Source organism: Lysinibacillus sp. BF-4 (assembly GCF_000743635.1).
Lineage (GTDB): Bacteria > Bacillota > Bacilli > Bacillales_A > Planococcaceae > Metalysinibacillus > Metalysinibacillus saudimassiliensis.
In genome coordinates this window covers 104,948-121,617 of the sequence record NZ_JPUW01000002.1, presented here as the reverse complement: position 1 = coordinate 121,617, position 16,670 = coordinate 104,948, and the positions used below count along the sequence as shown (strand labels likewise).

Below are 16,670 nucleotides of genomic sequence, written 5' to 3'. Positions count from 1 at the left end.
TGTGAAATATTAAATTGACAATAATGAAAGAATAGTGTAAATTGTCTATCAATTGAAAGTTGAAGGGAAGCGTTATGACATGTTGAAATATGAACAAGTACTAGAAGATTTAGCAACGCATTTTACTGAAATGGTTGATATACGCCGATATTTACACCAGTACCCAGAAGTGTCTTATAAAGAAATAAAAACTGCGCAATATATTGCGAATTATTATAAAGATTTACCACATGAAGTAAGAACTGAAGTAGGTGGGCATGGTATCGTTGCTACATTGAAGGGCGATAAACTAGGGCCGACGATTGCGTTACGCGCTGATTTTGATGCTTTAGCGATTGAAGAACAAACAGGCTTACCTTTTGCTTCGAAGATACCAGGTGTTATGCACGCTTGTGGACATGATGCACATACCGCGACCTTATTAGTAATAGCTCGTGTTCTTGCGAAGTACCAAGCGCAAATAGCAGGTACAATTGTGTTTATACATCAATTTGCAGAAGAAATTTCACCAGGTGGCGCAATTGCAATGATTGAAGATGGTTGCTTGGATGGAGTAGACGCCATTTTTGGCACACATATTTGGGCAACAGAGGAACTTGGTCATGTGAAAACTAAAGCAGGGCCTATTATGGCTGCCGCTGATGGTATTGAAATCACAATTCAAGGACGTGGTGGTCATGGTTCAGAGCCTCACTTGACAAAGGATGCTGTGCTAACTGCAGCTCAATTTATTACCAACGCTCAACAAATTGTTGCTCGACGTGTAAATCCCTTACACCCAGCTGTAGTTTCAATTGGTAATATCGTAGCAGAAAATCCTTTTAACGTGATTGCAGATTGTGCGGTGTTAGGTGGAACCGTACGTACTTTTGATGAAGACACACGCCAGCAAATTAAAAAAGAAATTGATAAAGTATTACGAGGCGTTTGTGCAATGACAGATGCTAGTTATCATTATACGTATATCGAGGGCTATCCAGCATTAGTTAACCATGAGCACGAGGCAACTCATGTTTTACAGGTAGCAGCTTTGATCGATGAAGTTACAGATGTTAGTGTATGTGAGCCTTATATGAGTGGTGAAGATTTTGCTTATTATACGCAACATATACCAGGTGCTTATTTTTTTACAGGTGCAAAGCCACCAGGCGACACGACATACCCTCATCATCATCCTAAATTTGATATTGATGAAAGAGCGATGCTAATTGCGGCTAAGACACTTTGTCTAGCAGCACTTACCTACCAACCAGCTAATTAAAATATTAGCTGGTTTTTTATTGACCTTAACGTTACGTCAAAGCTTATAGTAAAGCTAAGGAGGAGATTTACATCTTAACTATTAAAGAATTAGCAGCGATGACAGGCGTTAGCACACGCACATTGAGGTATTATGATGAAATTGCATTGTTAAAGCCAGTAGATTATACAGAAGCTGGCTATCGTTTATACAATCAACAAAGTGTCGATCGTTTGCAACAGATTTTATTTTACCGAGAATTGAAGATGCCGCTAGCCAAGGTTGCACAAGCAATGACACAAAGTCGTGAGCAAGTATTTCATGAACAAAGGAAAGCATTACAGCAAGAACATGAGCGTTTAGAAAAATTATTGCACGTTATTGACGATGCGTTAGGAGAAAATAGGATGATCAATGAACAAAAATTTGCGGCATTTAAACAAGAGAAATTAGCTGAACAAGAGCAACTATACGGTGTAGAAAGCCGTAGAAAATACGGAGAGGAAGCTATAAAGGCAAGTTATACAAAATACCAAGACATGACAGAGGAGCAATATAAGGAAATGCAAGCTGTAGAAGCTTTGTTGATAGAAGCGTTACGACAACCTTCAGTCGATGAAGCGTATGTAGTAGCTTTACACAAACAATGGCTGTTATTTACGTGGGTAACATATACGCCAAAAATGCATAAAGGCTTAGTGGAGGGCTATTTAGCGGATGAACGTTTTATAGCATATTATGACCGCCAAGCTGGACAAGGAGCTACTCAAAAACTTTATGAGGCTATTCAACACTATGCATAGAAAAAAGCGTCCGCTATAAAAATAAGCGGGCGCTTTTAATTTAAACAAAATAACCAAGTAGTAAACCAATGGCAAGTAAAAAGCCGAAGAATGTATTAGTTTGTGCAGTATACTTCATAGCAGGCATAACTTCCTGTGGTGCTTGTTTATCACGGAAGATTTCGATAGCACGTAAAGCCTTAGGCACACTTAAAATGACAAGTAATGTCCAAGGTGTAATCCCATCAATAGCGACTAATAAAATAATCCATAAATACGAAACAATAAAGAAGGCTGAAAGTACAGAGATTGCACGGTCGCGCCCAACTAAAATAGCTAAAGTTTTACGACCACCTGCGGTATCCCCAACAATGTCGCGAATATTATTAGAAAGCATAATCGCGCCAACTAAAATCATACTAGGTACAGCTAATAAAATAGCATCAATCGTTACTGTACCTGTTTGGATATAATAAGCAATTAATACAATGCCCATTCCCATGACAGCGCCTGAAACAAGCTCACCAAAAGGAGAGTAAGCAATAGGGTAAGGACCGCCTGTATACAGGAAGCCAATTAACATACATACTAAACCGATAAGCGCTAACCACCATGAAGACATATAACAAATATAAATGCCTAGCAGTAAAGCAATCCCATAAAAGCTAAGCGCGATCATCATAATTGTACGAGGGGATACACCATGACGCACGATTGTGCCGCCAATGCCGACAGAGTCTTTTGTGTCGAGTCCCAATTTATAATCGTAATACTCATTAAACATATTAGTAGCTGCTTGAATGAGCATACTTGCAATAAGCATGGCAAAAAATAACCCAAATTTAATTAGCGCGTGATCAAGTGCCAGCGCCATAGCAGTACCTAAAAATACAGGCACAAACGATGCGGTAAGTGTGTGCGGGCGCGTTAAATGCCACCAAACACTAAATCCCCTATCCGCTTCAATAACTTTTGTCATAACATGACTCTCTCCTTAAAAATAATATCATTCTTCTATTTTATATGAAGTTGCACAAAATGAATAGTGACATCGCATATTACTGCTTTTATTAACTAAAAAATGATATGATACTAGAGGACAGTTTAACACGAGAACGTTAGGTTTTACTTAGATTTAGATTGAAAGATTTAAGGAATTACGGAGGGACTTTCATGCAACAACATTCGTTCCATGTCACAACGATTGAGGTAGAGGGTGTGACACCGCTACAATTTTTTATGGCGGGAGAAGCATATAAAGGTACGCGTTATTTTTGGCGTGACCATGATACAACTAATACAATTGCTGGCGTAGGGCATGCACTGCGATTAACAGCGTCAACGACAGCACGATTTACAGATATTGAACAACAATGGCAACAAGCAACACAGCACCACACAGCCACGGCACAACCGCCTTTATTATTTGGCGGCGTAACGTTTGATCCGAGCAATGACAAAGTGAGCGAATGGGGCGATTTCCCACAAGCATTATTTGTAGTTGCGAAATTTCAATTGGTACAAAAGAGTGGTAAAACTTATGCAAGTGCACATTGTGTAGGCGATGTAACAGCCGAGCATATGCACGCGCTACGTAAAGAGCTACAAGCGCTAATAAAAACGGCTAAAACTATGCATGTTACAGCAGAGAAGCCGAAGATGCTAACGTATAGTGAGCCGCAAAAAGAAGCCTACCTTCAATCTATTGCGAATGTTACTGCTCGTATTCAGCAAGGTGAGGCAGACAAAGTTGTTATTGCGCGTACATTAGCGTTAGAGTTTGAACAGGAACTACAACCTGTACAATTGCTAAAGGATCTATTAACTGAGCAACCGACAAGCTACGTCTTTGGTTTTGAGGCTGAAGATTTATTTTTTACAGGGGCAACTCCTGAGCGCTTAGTGATGGTTAAGTCACACCATGCTTACTCCTCCTGTGTAGCTGGCTCAATTAAACGAGGCAGTACATCGGAAGAAGATGTACGTTTAGGTGAAAGTCTATTACAGGACGAAAAAAATGGTGGCGAGCATCAGTATGTAGTAGATATGATTGCCGAAAACTTTGCTAAAAGCTGTGAGACATATACAGTACCTGAGGGCCCTAGCTTATTAAAGAGCCGTGATATTCAGCACTTATATACACCAATCGAGGGGGCATTAAAAGAGGGGACAACGATTTTACAATTAGCAAAGGACTTGCACCCTACACCTGCGTTAGGTGGTGTCCCGCGCGAAAAGGCGCTAGAAATTATACGCGAGTATGAACCGATGAATCGTGAAATGTATGCGTCACCAATCGGCTGGCTTGATATTGCTGGTGATGGTGAGTTTGCAGTAGCATTACGTTGTGCTATGACTAAAGGCAATAAAGCTTACTTGTACGCAGGTGGCGGTATTGTAGCTGACTCCGAACCACAAGCCGAATACGAGGAAACACTTGTGAAATTTAGACCGATGTTACGTGCATTAGGAGGCGAAATTTATGAATGAAAAAACAGTTTTGTCACAGTATGTGTATAAAATTGTAGCCACACTAGTTAATCACGATATTGTAGATGTTGTTATTAGCCCTGGCTCACGCTCAACACCACTTGCCTATGCATTTGCGGCAACACCTAGTATTAATGTGTACCGCCAAGTAGATGAGCGCTCAGCCGCGTTTTTTGCATTAGGGTTAGCAAAAGCACAAGCTAAGCCAGTAGTACTTGTTTGTACATCAGGTACAGCGGCAGCTAATTATTTCCCTGCAATTGTGGAGGCAAATTATGCACGCGTACCTTTAATCGTGCTAACGGCAGATCGTCCACATGAGCTACGTGAAGTAGGTGCACCGCAAACTATTCATCAGCCAAACCTATACGGTGAGCATGTGAAGTGGAGTGTTGATTTTCCAATTCCAGATGCTGCACCGCAAACGTTACCATTTATTGAACGCCATACCGTGCGCGCGATTACAACAGCAATGGCAGTACCGTATGGCCCTGTGCATATTAATGTACCATTTAGAGAGCCTTTATTAATTGAGCTTGAGGATGTGGCATTGTATAGCGATTTTACAGAAACTTTTTCAAGTGAGCTAGTGCCAACAGCAGAAGCACAGCATCATTTTTCGACATTACTGCGCGAAACGAAGAAGGGGCTACTAGTTATTGGAGAGCTACCACTTGGCACGAATATTGATTTTTTATGGTCATTTGTACGTGCGTTACAGTGGCCTGTACTCATTGAAGCACTCTCTAATATGCGAGCGGCAGTACCAAGTGATTGTGAAGATTATGTCATTACGACATATGATGCTTTACTCAAAGATACAGCATTTAAACAAACAGTCATGCCAGAAACGGTTGTGCGTTTTGGTGCACAACCAATCTCAAAATTTTTAACGAACTTTTTAGCACAAAGTATGCCAGCGCATTATATTGTGATTGACGAGTCGCCACGTTTTAGAGATTCAAGTGCAGCTTGTACACATTTACTACGTGCAGAGCTTACGGACTGGTTGACGTTGCTTCCTGTTAAAGAAAATGAACATGATGTAGCCTATTTGACAAAATGGCAGCAGGCACATGAGATAGCAAGCAACTGCATTAAAGCTTATGATGCAGAGGATGAAGGAGCAGCAGTAGCTAAAATTTTGCATAGCTTACCTAATGGCTGTGATATTTTTGTTAGCAATAGCATGCCCATTCGAGATATTGATACATTCTTTTTAGCAACGACTAAGGATGTACGTATTTTTGCGAATCGAGGAGCTAATGGCATTGATGGTATTATTTCGACAGCATTAGGCGTATCAGCAACAACGAGCCGCCCAATGTATGTATTAATTGGCGACCTTGCCTTTTTACATGATAGCAATGGCTTTATTGCTACGCGCTATCAACAAGCTCAACTTACAACAATTGTTATGAATAATGATGGTGGTGGCATCTTCTCTTATTTACCGCAGGCAAAGGTAGCCACACATTATGAGGATTTATTTGGCACGCCAACTGCGCTAACCTTTACGGATTTTGCGCGTATGTACGGGATGCAATATGACCGTGTTGTCTACGACGAAATTAATACATTAGACTGGCATGATAATAAAGGCTTACGTATTGTTGAGGTAATGACTAACCGTGCAGATAATGTAGCTGCGCATCGTAAGCTTTGGGCTCAAATTGCTGAGGCGATTCAATGAATTTAGTATGCTTACATGGCTTTACAGGTACACAGTCAACATGGCATGAGCTAGCTGATCTTTTGCCAGATGTGCATGTCATTGTGTTTGATTTATTTGGGCACGGTTCTTCACAAGTAGAAGATAGTTACACAATGGACGAACAAATTGATGCCATTGACCGTGTGCTCGCAGGTTTTGACGAATTTGCGCTACTCGGCTACTCTATGGGTGGACGCACGGCGCTAAGTTATGCGGCAAAATATCCCCATAAAGTAACACACCTTTTATTAGAGAGTGCTTCACCAGGTTTGAAGCGTGCAAGTGAACGTGCTGAGCGTCGTAGTAAGGACGAGGCACTGGCTTGTAAAATTGAAGCAGAGGGCATTGAGGCCTTTGTGGATTTCTGGCAAGACATTCCTCTTTTTGCGACGCAACGAGATTTACCAGTAGAAGTACAGCAAATCATTCGTGAGGAGCGGCTTTCGCAAACAGAGGAGGGGCTTGCTTTAAGCTTGCGCTCGGTAGGAACAGGTGCGCAAGCTTCACAGTGGCATAATTTAAAAAATTTGCCGATGCCCGTGACCTTAATTACAGGAGCGCTTGACCAAAAATTTTGTGCAATTGCGCAGGATATGGCAGAGTGCATCCCAAAGGTAAAACATATTGTAGTTAACGGCGCAGGTCATGCAATTCATGTGGAAAATCCCGCTGAGTTTGCTACAATAGTAAAGGAACAACTTAAAACAAATTTAGGGGGCTAAACTAGTATGACTCGTCAATGGGAAACAATTCGTGAATACGAAGACATTAAATATGAGCTATACAACGGCATTGCTAAAGTGACGATTAATCGTCCAGAAGTACGCAATGCATTCCGACCAAAAACGGTTATGGAATTAATCGATGCATTTTCACGCGCGCGTGATGACCAACGCATTGGTGTTATTATTTTAACAGGTGAAGGCGAAAAAGCATTCTGCTCAGGCGGCGACCAAAAGGTACGCGGTCACGGCGGTTATGTGGGCGACGATGAGATTCCTCGCTTAAACGTTTTAGATTTACAACGTTTAATTCGTGTAATTCCTAAACCAGTTGTAGCAATGGTAGCAGGCTATGCTATTGGTGGCGGTCATGTATTACATGTAGTATGTGATTTAACCATCGCAGCGGATAACGCACGCTTTGGTCAAACAGGACCAAAAGTTGGCTCATTTGATGCGGGCTATGGTTCAGGCTACTTAGCACGTATTATCGGTCATAAAAAAGCACGTGAAATCTGGTACTTATGCCGTCAATATGACGCGCAACAAGCATTAGACATGGGCTTAGTTAACACAGTTGTACCTTACGCTCAATTAGAGGACGAAACGGTACAATGGTGTAATGAAATGCTACAAATGTCACCAACAGCATTACGCTTCTTAAAAGCTGCAATGAATGCTGATACAGATGGCCTTGCTGGTCTTCAACAAATGGCTGGTGACGCTACGCTTCTTTACTACACAACTGATGAAGCTAAAGAAGGTCGCGATGCCTTTAAAGAAAAACGTGAACCTGACTTCGGTCAATTCCCACGTTTCCCTTGATGTAACAAACTCCGTTTCGATGACGAAACGGAGTTTTTTTTATACAATAAAAGCAGGAGGGTGATAGCTTATGCAAAACTGGTTACTGCAACGTGCTTACTTAACACCAGAGCGTGCGGCGCTCACATATAAAGAAACAACCTATAGCTGGTATGAGTTAGTGGACGCAGCCAAACATCGTGCGCGTCAATTAACTACAGCTACCATTAAAAAAGGAGAACGAGTGGCGATACTTGCCCCAAGTACAGACGAGCTTGTTATTACGATTTATGCTTGTATGCTATTACAATGCGAAATGGTAATGCTAAATCGCCGTCTTTCAGCAACAGAGCTAGCGTATCAAATTACAGATGCCGAAGTAGATCATGTAATTGTAGCGCGCTGTGATCGTGATAAGGTAAACACGACCTATGTATTATTGGAAGATGTACGCGCATTAGCGCCAAGTCGTGTATTACTTGATGAGCAGTGGCAAGAGAAAGCTACCTTATCCATTATGTATACTTCAGGCACAACAGGCTCACCTAAGGGCGTGCGTCAAACGTATGGCAATCATCAAGCAAGTGCCTTAGCCGCTGCATTAAATGTGGGCGTTTCGCCAACAGATGTTTGGCTATGCACAATGCCTATTTTTCATATTAGTGGTTTGTCGATTTTAATGCGTGCTGTCATTTATGGCAATGAGGTTGTATTATACGAAAAATTTGATGTCATTAAAGTAGTAGAGGCGATTGTGCAGGGGCGTGTGACGCATATGTCAGTCGTAGCTTTTACTTTACAACAAATCCTTCAGCAAATGACAGAGCAAAACATTGATGTGCCACCGAGTTTTAAACTAATGCTAGCGGGTGGAGGCGCAATACCAGAGGCGTATTTAACTAAGGCAAATGTATTGGGCTTAGCTGTAGCACAAACGTATGGTATGACCGAAACCGCCTCGCAAACGGCAACGCTTGCGCCAGAGTATGCGCTTAGTAAACTAGGTTCTTCAGGTAAGGCATTATTTTTTAATACCATTCGTATTGATGGTGCAACGGCTGCCTATGAGCATGGAGAAATTTGTATTAAAGGGCCGCATATTACGCCTGGCTATGTTGGGCGCTTTAACGAACTGTCTGCGACTAGTGACGGTTGGTTGTACACGGGTGATATCGGTTACTTTGATGAAGAAGGCTTTTTATATGTTGTTGACCGTCGTTCGGACTTAATTATTTCAGGTGGAGAAAATATTTACCCAGCTGAAATCGAAAATGTCTTGCATGCGCATGCTGCCGTACATGAAGCGGGTGTTTGCGGTGTTACAGATGATAAGTGGGGGAGTGTGCCTGTTGCCTATGTGGTAACAAAGGAAGCAGTTACTGCCGAACAATTACGTGAGCATTGTACAGCGCAACTTGCTGCTTATAAAGTACCAAAGCAAATTTACTTCGTGGACGCGTTACCACGTAATGGTGCTAATAAATTATTGAGACGTAAATTAAATCAATCTGAATAAAACAAGAGTCCTGCTTAAAGTAGCGGGGCTCTTTCATTTATTCGTGTATCGCGATGCTTTCAAACACAGCACTTAATGCTTGCTCTAATGTAAAATCAATCTCTTGCTCATAGTTTGTAATATTGTGTGCCATTGTAGCAATAATTGATTGGTCTGTTAACTCATCTAATGATTGTTCGTTTAGCTTACGCACAATACCGCGTGCATTTAAGTAGTGAAAGTTTTCTTCTTCTGGACCAGGTAGGAAATGGTCAATAAAAATTGGGATACGTTTACGCATCACCTCAGCCATTGTAACACCACCTGGTTTTGTTACGATGGCTGAGGTGTTTTCATAGAGTGCATTCATTTCAGCGCGTTCTGTAATATAGCCTTGAGCAATTAAGCGTTGGTTATTAGCGCCATCAACTTTAGCAAATAATTTTTTATTATTACCACATAGCACGGTAAAAGTTGTATCAGGCATACGGTTTGTTAGTTCAATTAAGTCATCAACATCTAAAAAGCCAATATTGCCACCAGCAAGTAAAATATTTGGTTGAGAAGGTGTAGCTTTTGTTTTAGTAATACCCGCATGTACAGGTATACCTGTTACAAAGATATTGTCAGCTGGGTGATGGTAGCTGGTAATGAGTTTTTGTTTTGCCTCTTGATGTGGTACAAAGTGAAACTCACTTGTTTGCTTTGCCCAAACATCATTCATAAAAAAGTCAGTATAAGCATTAATGACGGGGATGTTACTAAAATGCCCTTCACGTTTTAAAATCCCTAAAATGCTCGAAGGGAAGGCATGTGTACAAATAATAATATCAGGTGCGTGTTTAGTGACGAGTTGCTTCATCTTTTTTTGAAAAACTTTAGAAATTACAGGTAGCTCGTCGTTTTTTTCTTTTGTAGATTTGCGGTTAACGAGCTTGCCATACATAAATTGATAAGTTTTAGGTGAAGATTGAATCCACTTAATATAAAAAGAGCCAACGCCTTTTTCTAATACGGGATTGGTATAGCTAAGCAAATCAACCATATCAATTGTGGCAGTAGGGTAAACACGTAAAATGGCATCTTCTATCGCTTCGGCAGCTTTAGTATGCCCTGTAGGAAATCGGAATAATGGCAGTAATAAAATTTTCATTTGGCGTTTGCCCCTTTCAGCTTGTTTTTAATAAATTGAATAATGAGATGTAGCACAAATAAACCAAATAATACAAAGCCGATTGAGGATATATAAACTGGCGGGATTGCAAATTTACTACCGATTAAGTAGCCAGCGCCTAAATAGGGCACTACCCATAAAATAGCGCCAAGCACAGCATAAAAGAAAAAGAACGGAAATTTTAATTTGGCGACACCTGCGACATACGGGCTAATTTGACGGATACCTGGTAAGTAAAAGCCACCCATAATGGCAAGGCGACTACGTTTTGTATATTTGTGCTCAACCTTTTCCCAGCGTGCCATAGTAAAGCCAACAAACTTGCCCCAGCGCGCCATAATAGGAAGCCCTAAATATTTACCTAATACATAACCTACGACCATACCAACAACAGTACCTGCAATGGCTACAAGACTTGCTTGCATAAAATTCATGGTGTGATGTACGCACGCCATGCCAATAATAACGAGCAATGATTCTTCTGGTGCGGGTATACCAATAATGCCAAAGAAGGCACAAATAAAAATAATAATATAGCCGTAAGTAGCAAAGGCATGAATAATATAATCAACACTCATTGTCTTCACCAGGCAGTGCTAAAAATTGTTGAGTGGCTGTTGCTAAAAATCCTTCAAGGGCTTTAAGCATTACTGAAGGTGCTGTACTATCCGCGCCTTTCGTGTCACCATTGTCATGCAACAATAAAATAGAGCCATCTGCAATAGGGTGCTTTAATAAATGTAAGTTGTTATGTGTGGCCTTCCAGTCTTTAAAAATATGTGACCATAATACAACATAATCATGCTTTGCAATATGCATCGTAGCGGCATTAAAATGTCCCCAAGGTGGGCGATAAAGATGTGTACGTACACCTGTAATAGCATAAATAATGCGTAGCGTTTGCTCAATTTGCTGCTGTAGTTGATGTGGTGTTAATTGCCATGCTGATTTATGCGCGTAATGATGGATACCAATCGCGTGACCTTCTTTATGCATACGACGTAGTAAATGAGGGTATTTTTGTGCTAACTCACCTACCACAAAAAACGTTGCCTTTGCATCGTAGCGTTTTAAAAGGTCTAACAGTTGCGGTGTGTAGTAAGGGTTAGGACCATCATCAAAGGTGAGATATACTGTGTTAGGTGAGGCTAAGCTACGTGTAATGCGACTGGGCTTTTTCATGCGCGCATACAGCGTTGCACCTACTGTATATGCGAGTGGAAGTGTAGCTAAAGCTAACCATTTTTTCATAGGGATTACCTCCTTTGTCATAGAGTAAGACTTCTTTTATACTGTTTAGTTGCCTAATAGGTTTCAAAAAGCTTGTAGTAATGCTATACCCCTATATTGCCAATTAAAAAACGAGCACGCTTAATTAAGTGTGCTCGTACAAGTTATTGCAATGCTTTTTGCAATGCTTCTTTATTTTTTTGCATCAATGTAAAGTAGTCTTCCTTATTGGCGATGTCGTCTGTTGTTAACACACTTAAATTGTGCAACACAGCAGCTTCAGCACCAACTTCTTTTTGGATAACTTCTGTTAATTTTGACGAAACATTTTGCTCAAAGAAAATTGTTGAGATTTTTTCATCTTTTGCTTTTTTAACGATTTGCATTAAAGCTTTTTGAGAAGGCTCACTTTGTGAATTTAAGCCAGCAATCGGTACTTGATGTAAACCATAATTACCTGCAATATAACCAAAAGCTGCATGGGATACAAAGAAGGTATGTTGTTTAACATCTTTCAGCGCGTTACGGTAATCAGCATCGAGTGCATCGAGTTCTTTTACAAGTGCGTCATAGTTTTTTGTAAAGGCTTGCTCTTGCTCAGGCATTTTTGCGACTAATGTTGTTAAGATTTCTTTTGCAAGCTGTTGGCTAATTTGTGGTGATAACCATACATGTGCATCTACTTCTTCGCCTTCGTGTCCATGGTCATGCCCTTCATGCTCATGATCATGTCCGTGTTCGTCTTCCTCAGCATGCACATGCCCTGTGCTTACATCAAGTAACTCATGAGGTACTTGATCAGCTGTTGCTACAAAAGTAATATTATCACTTTTAGCTAGTGTTTTTTGTGCTTTATCCACAAATGACTCAAGTCCTAAGCCAATATAAAAGAATACATCTGCCTCAGCAAGTTTCATCATATCCTTTTGTGTTGGCTCAAACGTATGCTCATTAGCACCTGGTGGATAAATAGATTGTACAGTAACCGCATCACCTGCAATACGCTCGGTAAAATAGGTTAGGGGATAAACGGTTGTATAGACATTGAGTTTTTCTTTAGTTGCGCCCTCATCACTCTTAGCACTACAAGCAGCTAATAAAGCTACGGTTGCTAGGAGAAGTAGCGAGACGATTTTTTTCATCTTTGCTCACCTCTTAATAGTAATCATTACGTTTTGTATTGTAACGTACTTATTTATAAAAAACAAGTACAAAAAAACCTTCGACAGCAATTATTTGTTCGAAGGTTTTTTTTCTGGCACAGGATCAAAGCCACCAGGATGGAAGGGGTGGCATTTTAAAATCCGTGTAATCGTTAAATAAAGCCCTTTTATTGCACCATGCTTTTCAAATGCTTCAAGCCCGTAAGCTGAGCACGTAGGATGGAAGCGACATGTGGGCGGTGTCATTGGCGATATGTAGTTGCGGTACACGTTAATAAGCCAAATGAAAACATGCTTCATTAGCGCACATCATCTTTAGAGTACGCTTTTTGCACTGGTGTTTCATCAACGGTTTGTTTTAACGATACTTTTTTCTTTTTAATAATAATAATAGCTGCCATTGCGAAGATAAACATAATCATGGCAATCATAATAATAATAGCTGTAGGTACACCCATGTTTTTTTCACTCCTCATCTACCTCTATTATAAGAGATAGTGTAGGGTTAATGAAGTGAATGAATTTCGACAAAGGTGGTAAACTACTAAGGAGGAGGTGCAGGATGTATACATTTACAGATATGAATGGTTTGCGAGTAGATTTATATTTTAATCAACGACCAACAACTCACTGTGGGCATGTTTTAGTGCTCGTAAAGCAACGTGACAAATGGCTGTGCACCGTACACAAACGCCGTGGCGTAGAGTTTCCTGGAGGTAAGGTAGAGCAAGGCGAAACTATCGAGCAAGCCGCTAAACGCGAAGTATTAGAAGAAACAGGTGTCGTAATTACACCACCACAGTGGTTTGCTTACTATGAAGTCCAAGATGCTAAACCATTTTGTAAAACAGTTTTTATTGCTCAAGTAGTGAGCGAGGGGCCAGTGCCTTATGATGACGAAACTATTGGCAAGCATTGGCTGACTGAGCAAGAAATTTTTGAGCAACCTAAACTCAGCTTTTATATGCGCGATGAGGGAATGCAAAAAATTATTGAGCGAGCGCGTACACTATGAATAATGGTGATATTATTGCGATGCGCTCATGTCCTTCGCCTAGTGATACAGTTGAGTTATATGAAATTACGTATTGGTCTGAGCGTACACGTGTAAAGGGTTTGTTAGGTATACCGCGTGAACCGACAGCAGATGGCTTGTTATATTTACGTGGAGGGATGCAACGTATCGGTATGGTGCGCCCTGCTCGTATTGTACAATATGCACAACAAGGCTTTGTCGTGTTTGCTCCTTACTACCGTGGCAATCGTGGGGGCGGAGGGCGCGATGAATTTGTAGGCGTTGACCGCTTTGACGCTGTTCATGGTGTAACGGTACTACGTAAGTTTATGACAGCTAATGTTTATGTGATTGGTTTTTCACGAGGTGGCGCAATGGCCTTATGGACAGCTATTTTACGCGATGATATCTGTGCTGTTGTGAGCTGGGCAGGTATGACAAATATTGCATTGACCTATCAAGAGCGCCTAGACATGCGTCGTATGATGAAGCGTGTTATTGGTGGCACACCAACAAAAGTGCCAGAGGCTTATGCCATGCGCACACCGCTTGAGCGCGTAAAAAATATTAAAGCGCGCATACTTATTATTCACGGAGAGCGTGATGAGCATGTATCATTCAAACATGCTGAGCAATTAGCCTCTGCTGCTAAGGGACGTGCAGATACATGGTATTACCCAAAGTTTGCGCATGCTTTTCCACCGAAGGAAAATCGTGAAGTTGTACGAGCATTAAGTGAATGGATGAAGGAGGGGAGCGTATGAAGAAGTTTTTATTTATGACGACAACAATTATTATTGCGGTAGCTGCTACAGCTTTACTAGCACCTGCAGCTGCACAAACAAATGAATAACAAAAAAGCTAGGACATCGTGTCCTAGCTTTTTGTATATTACGCTAATGGTCCGCCTTTTTTAGCAATAGCGTCTGACACATCAGCAAATTTTGTGAAGTTTTCTTTGAAAAGACCTGCAAGGTGAGCAGCTTTTTCGTCGTATGCAGCTGTATCTGCCCAAGCATCGCGTGGGTTTAATACTTCTGATGGTACACCTTCAACTGAAGTTGGAATATTTAAACCAAATACAGCGTCTTGTGTTGTTTCAACGTCATTTAATTTGCCGTCGATTGCAGCGCGTACCATTGTACGTGTGTAAGAAAGTTTCATACGGCTACCAGTACCGTATTCGCCACCAGTCCAGCCAGTATTAACTAGGAATACTTGAGCACCGTGTTGGTCGATTTTTTCGCCTAACATTTCTGCATACACTGTTGCAGGAAGTGGAAGGAATGGAGAGCCGAAGCATGTAGAGAATACTGGTTCTGGCTCAGTTACGCCACGCTCAGTACCTGCTAATTTAGATGTAAAGCCACTTAAGAAGTGGTACATTGCTTGCTCTTTTGTTAATTTTGAGATTGGAGGTAATACGCCGAATGCGTCAGCTGTTAAGAAGACGATTGTTTTCGGGTGACCTGCAACCGATGGTGTTACGATATTGTCAATGTAGTGAATTGGGTACGCTACACGAGTGTTTTCTGTTAAAGAGCCATCATCGTAATCAGCGATGCGTGTTTTGGGATCGATTACTACGTTTTCTAATACTGAACCGAAGCGGATAGCATTATAAATTTCTGGTTCTTTTTCTGCTGAAAGGTTGATTGTTTTTGCGTAGCAGCCGCCTTCGATGTTAAATACACCGTTGTCAGACCAGCCATGCTCATCATCACCAATTAATTTACGGTCAGCATCAGCAGATAAAGTTGTTTTACCTGTACCTGATAGGCCGAAGAATAAAGCAACGTCGCCAGCTTCACCTACGTTAGCTGAACAGTGCATTGGTAAAATGCCTTGCTCTGGTAATAAGTAGTTCATGATACCGAAAATTGATTTTTTCATTTCGCCAGCGTACTCTGTACCACCGATTAAAATGATTTTCTTTTCTAATGAAACAATAATGAATGTTTCAGAGTTTGTACCATCAATCTCAGGGTTAGCATGGAATGTTGGCGCAGAAACGATTGTAAAGTCAGCAACATGTGCTGCTAATTCGTTTGCAGTAGGGCGAATGAATAATTGGTGGCAGAAAAGGTTATGCCAAGCATATTCGTTTACTACTTTAATGCTTAGGCGGCTATCTTTATCAGCACCAGCAAAGCCATTAAATACGAAAACTTCGTCTTTAGCTTTTAAATAGTTCACTACTTTAGTGTATAATTTATCGAATACCTCTGCAGAAATCGGACGGTTAACTTTACCCCAGTCAATTTTATCCTTAGAGCCTTCTTCTTCAACCATATATTTATCTTTAGGTGAACGGCCTGTATATTTGCCTGTTTCAGCACAAACTGCTCCGTCAGCTGATAGTTTAGCTTCACCACGAGCTGTTGATTTCTCAACAAGTTGTGCTACAGAAAGTTGATCTTGAATATTGCTACCGCTTAATAATTCCTTCAGTTCGTTATGGATATCTACTGAATTCATCGCTTACATACCATCCTTTTTTATCGTATTCCCAAAATAGTTTGGGGAGAGTTTCCTAATTTCAAAATTAGTATAACACATTTGATTTAATAATCTATACTAATTATGCGAAAAGCATGTGAAAAATATTCATACTTTCGCAAAATGGACAAAAAATATTTGACATTGCTGAGCGCATTACGTAACATTGATGGCGAACGGATACTCTTATCCCGAGCTGGTGGAGGGTCAGGCCCTATGAAACCCGGCAACCTGCATTATATTTTTATATAAGGTGTTGGTGCTTAACCTGAATGCAAGGGGACTACCCTTGAACGATAAGAGTGAAAGGATACAAAACGTCAACTCCTTTCCTCACGCAAG

Annotated in this window: 17 protein-coding genes and 1 riboswitch; of the genes, 9 read left to right on the top strand and 8 right to left on the bottom strand. The window is 40.9% G+C overall.

Annotated elements, in window-relative coordinates; all coding sequences use genetic code 11:
* Positions 1-79: 79 nt before the first annotated feature.
* On the top strand, positions 80-1,261 hold the full coding sequence (locus tag CH76_RS02745; protein ID WP_036142607.1) for an amidohydrolase: 1,182 nt from the start codon (positions 80-82) through the stop codon (positions 1,259-1,261).
* 65 nt (positions 1,262-1,326) lie between these two features.
* A complete protein-coding gene (locus CH76_RS02740) occupies positions 1,327-2,043 on the top strand; it encodes a MerR family transcriptional regulator (protein WP_369792350.1) in 717 nt (238 codons plus the stop codon).
* 40 nt (positions 2,044-2,083) lie between these two features.
* On the opposite strand, the gene CH76_RS02735 is transcribed toward CH76_RS02740, so the two are convergent.
* Positions 2,084-3,001: a 1,4-dihydroxy-2-naphthoate polyprenyltransferase gene (locus tag CH76_RS02735; RefSeq protein ID WP_036142604.1), complete on the bottom strand. Its 918-nt coding sequence runs from the start codon at positions 2,999-3,001 to the stop codon at positions 2,084-2,086.
* 194 nt (positions 3,002-3,195) lie between these two features.
* Here CH76_RS02735 and CH76_RS02730 point away from each other — a divergent pair, with 194 nt between their 5' ends.
* The 5 genes from CH76_RS02730 to CH76_RS02710 all read left to right on the top strand — a co-directional run bounded on the left by CH76_RS02730 (position 3,196) and on the right by CH76_RS02710 (position 9,268).
* Complete coding sequence (locus CH76_RS02730) at positions 3,196-4,512, top strand: isochorismate synthase MenF (protein ID WP_036142602.1); 1,317 nt, start codon at positions 3,196-3,198, stop codon at positions 4,510-4,512.
* Entirely contained in the window at positions 4,505-6,205 is a 1,701-nt protein-coding gene (gene menD / locus CH76_RS02725; protein WP_036142599.1) for a 2-succinyl-5-enolpyruvyl-6-hydroxy-3-cyclohexene-1-carboxylic-acid synthase, read from the top strand. Before CH76_RS02730 ends, menD begins: the two co-directional genes overlap by 8 nt.
* Positions 6,202-6,948 carry a 2-succinyl-6-hydroxy-2,4-cyclohexadiene-1-carboxylate synthase gene (gene menH, locus CH76_RS02720; RefSeq protein WP_051910169.1) on the top strand — a complete coding sequence of 249 codons (747 nt, stop codon included), beginning with the start codon at positions 6,202-6,204 and terminating at the stop codon, positions 6,946-6,948. The genes menD and menH overlap by 4 nt, the downstream gene beginning before the upstream one ends.
* 6 nt (positions 6,949-6,954) lie before the next feature.
* Positions 6,955-7,773, top strand: coding sequence for a 1,4-dihydroxy-2-naphthoyl-CoA synthase (menB, locus tag CH76_RS02715; protein WP_036142596.1), 819 nt, complete (start codon positions 6,955-6,957; stop codon positions 7,771-7,773).
* 70 nt (positions 7,774-7,843) lie between these two features.
* Complete coding sequence (locus CH76_RS02710) at positions 7,844-9,268, top strand: o-succinylbenzoate--CoA ligase (protein ID WP_036142593.1); 1,425 nt, start codon at positions 7,844-7,846, stop codon at positions 9,266-9,268.
* 37 nt (positions 9,269-9,305) lie between these two features.
* On the opposite strand, the gene CH76_RS02705 is transcribed toward CH76_RS02710, so the two are convergent.
* From CH76_RS02705 to CH76_RS13880, 6 genes are all read right to left on the bottom strand, one after another.
* A complete protein-coding gene (locus CH76_RS02705; RefSeq protein ID WP_036142591.1) occupies positions 9,306-10,400 on the bottom strand; it encodes a hypothetical protein in 1,095 nt (364 codons plus the stop codon).
* Positions 10,397-10,999, bottom strand: coding sequence for a DedA family protein (locus CH76_RS02700; RefSeq protein WP_036142588.1), 603 nt, complete (start codon positions 10,997-10,999; stop codon positions 10,397-10,399). The genes CH76_RS02705 and CH76_RS02700 overlap by 4 nt, the downstream gene beginning before the upstream one ends.
* Complete coding sequence (locus tag CH76_RS02695) at positions 10,989-11,672, bottom strand: polysaccharide deacetylase family protein (RefSeq protein ID WP_036142586.1); 684 nt, start codon at positions 11,670-11,672, stop codon at positions 10,989-10,991. The genes CH76_RS02700 and CH76_RS02695 overlap by 11 nt, the downstream gene beginning before the upstream one ends.
* A 143-nt stretch (positions 11,673-11,815) precedes the next feature.
* Positions 11,816-12,793 carry a metal ABC transporter solute-binding protein, Zn/Mn family gene (locus CH76_RS02690; RefSeq protein WP_036142583.1) on the bottom strand — a complete coding sequence of 326 codons (978 nt, stop codon included), beginning with the start codon at positions 12,791-12,793 and terminating at the stop codon, positions 11,816-11,818.
* 90 nt (positions 12,794-12,883) lie between these two features.
* Positions 12,884-13,114, bottom strand: a complete 231-nt coding sequence (gene yidD, locus CH76_RS02685; RefSeq protein ID WP_036142580.1) for a membrane protein insertion efficiency factor YidD — start codon at positions 13,112-13,114, stop codon at positions 12,884-12,886.
* Positions 13,114-13,272, bottom strand: coding sequence for a hypothetical protein (locus CH76_RS13880; RefSeq protein WP_161769854.1), 159 nt, complete (start codon positions 13,270-13,272; stop codon positions 13,114-13,116). Before CH76_RS13880 ends, yidD begins: the two co-directional genes overlap by 1 nt.
* A gap of 104 nt (positions 13,273-13,376) precedes the next feature.
* On the opposite strand from CH76_RS13880, the gene CH76_RS02680 reads away from it, so the two are divergent.
* Together CH76_RS02680 and CH76_RS02675 are read left to right on the top strand one after the other, a co-directional pair.
* Positions 13,377-13,829 (top strand): NUDIX domain-containing protein, encoded by a 453-nt coding sequence (locus CH76_RS02680; RefSeq protein ID WP_036142577.1) that lies wholly within the window; start codon positions 13,377-13,379, stop codon positions 13,827-13,829.
* The gene (locus CH76_RS02675; protein WP_036142574.1) at positions 13,826-14,593 is read left to right on the top strand and encodes a S9 family peptidase; all 768 of its coding nucleotides are present in this window, start codon (positions 13,826-13,828) and stop codon (positions 14,591-14,593) included. The genes CH76_RS02680 and CH76_RS02675 overlap by 4 nt, the downstream gene beginning before the upstream one ends.
* A gap of 127 nt (positions 14,594-14,720) precedes the next feature.
* Here the strand turns inward: CH76_RS02675 and pckA are convergent, their stop codons facing one another.
* Positions 14,721-16,307: a phosphoenolpyruvate carboxykinase (ATP) gene (gene pckA / locus CH76_RS02670; protein WP_036142570.1), complete on the bottom strand. Its 1,587-nt coding sequence runs from the start codon at positions 16,305-16,307 to the stop codon at positions 14,721-14,723.
* A 204-nt stretch (positions 16,308-16,511) separates the two neighbouring features.
* A riboswitch (SAM riboswitch) is annotated at positions 16,512-16,631 on the top strand.
* Positions 16,632-16,670: the final 39 nt, after the last annotated feature.

What these genes read in the sequence shown, in the direction of transcription:
- CH76_RS02695 (WP_036142586.1), bottom strand. Translation starts at nt 11,672, where the DNA reads ATGAAAAAATGGTTAGCTTTAGCTACACTTCCACTCGCATATACAGTA.
- CH76_RS02680 (WP_036142577.1), top strand. Translation starts at nt 13,377, where the DNA reads ATGTATACATTTACAGATATGAATGGTTTGCGAGTAGATTTATATTTT.
- CH76_RS02700 (WP_036142588.1), bottom strand. Translation starts at nt 10,999, where the DNA reads ATGAGTGTTGATTATATTATTCATGCCTTTGCTACTTACGGCTATATT.
- CH76_RS02690 (WP_036142583.1), bottom strand. Translation starts at nt 12,793, where the DNA reads ATGAAAAAAATCGTCTCGCTACTTCTCCTAGCAACCGTAGCTTTATTA.
- menH (WP_051910169.1), top strand. Translation starts at nt 6,202, where the DNA reads ATGAATTTAGTATGCTTACATGGCTTTACAGGTACACAGTCAACATGG.
- CH76_RS02745 (WP_036142607.1), top strand. Translation starts at nt 80, where the DNA reads ATGTTGAAATATGAACAAGTACTAGAAGATTTAGCAACGCATTTTACT.
- CH76_RS02705 (WP_036142591.1), bottom strand. Translation starts at nt 10,400, where the DNA reads ATGAAAATTTTATTACTGCCATTATTCCGATTTCCTACAGGGCATACT.
- CH76_RS13880 (WP_161769854.1), bottom strand. Translation starts at nt 13,272, where the DNA reads ATGGGTGTACCTACAGCTATTATTATTATGATTGCCATGATTATGTTT.
- CH76_RS02675 (WP_036142574.1), top strand. Translation starts at nt 13,826, where the DNA reads ATGAATAATGGTGATATTATTGCGATGCGCTCATGTCCTTCGCCTAGT.
- menD (WP_036142599.1), top strand. Translation starts at nt 4,505, where the DNA reads ATGAATGAAAAAACAGTTTTGTCACAGTATGTGTATAAAATTGTAGCC.
- pckA (WP_036142570.1), bottom strand. Translation starts at nt 16,307, where the DNA reads ATGAATTCAGTAGATATCCATAACGAACTGAAGGAATTATTAAGCGGT.
- CH76_RS02730 (WP_036142602.1), top strand. Translation starts at nt 3,196, where the DNA reads ATGCAACAACATTCGTTCCATGTCACAACGATTGAGGTAGAGGGTGTG.
- menB (WP_036142596.1), top strand. Translation starts at nt 6,955, where the DNA reads ATGACTCGTCAATGGGAAACAATTCGTGAATACGAAGACATTAAATAT.
- yidD (WP_036142580.1), bottom strand. Translation starts at nt 13,114, where the DNA reads ATGAAGCATGTTTTCATTTGGCTTATTAACGTGTACCGCAACTACATA.
- CH76_RS02735 (WP_036142604.1), bottom strand. Translation starts at nt 3,001, where the DNA reads ATGACAAAAGTTATTGAAGCGGATAGGGGATTTAGTGTTTGGTGGCAT.
- CH76_RS02710 (WP_036142593.1), top strand. Translation starts at nt 7,844, where the DNA reads ATGCAAAACTGGTTACTGCAACGTGCTTACTTAACACCAGAGCGTGCG.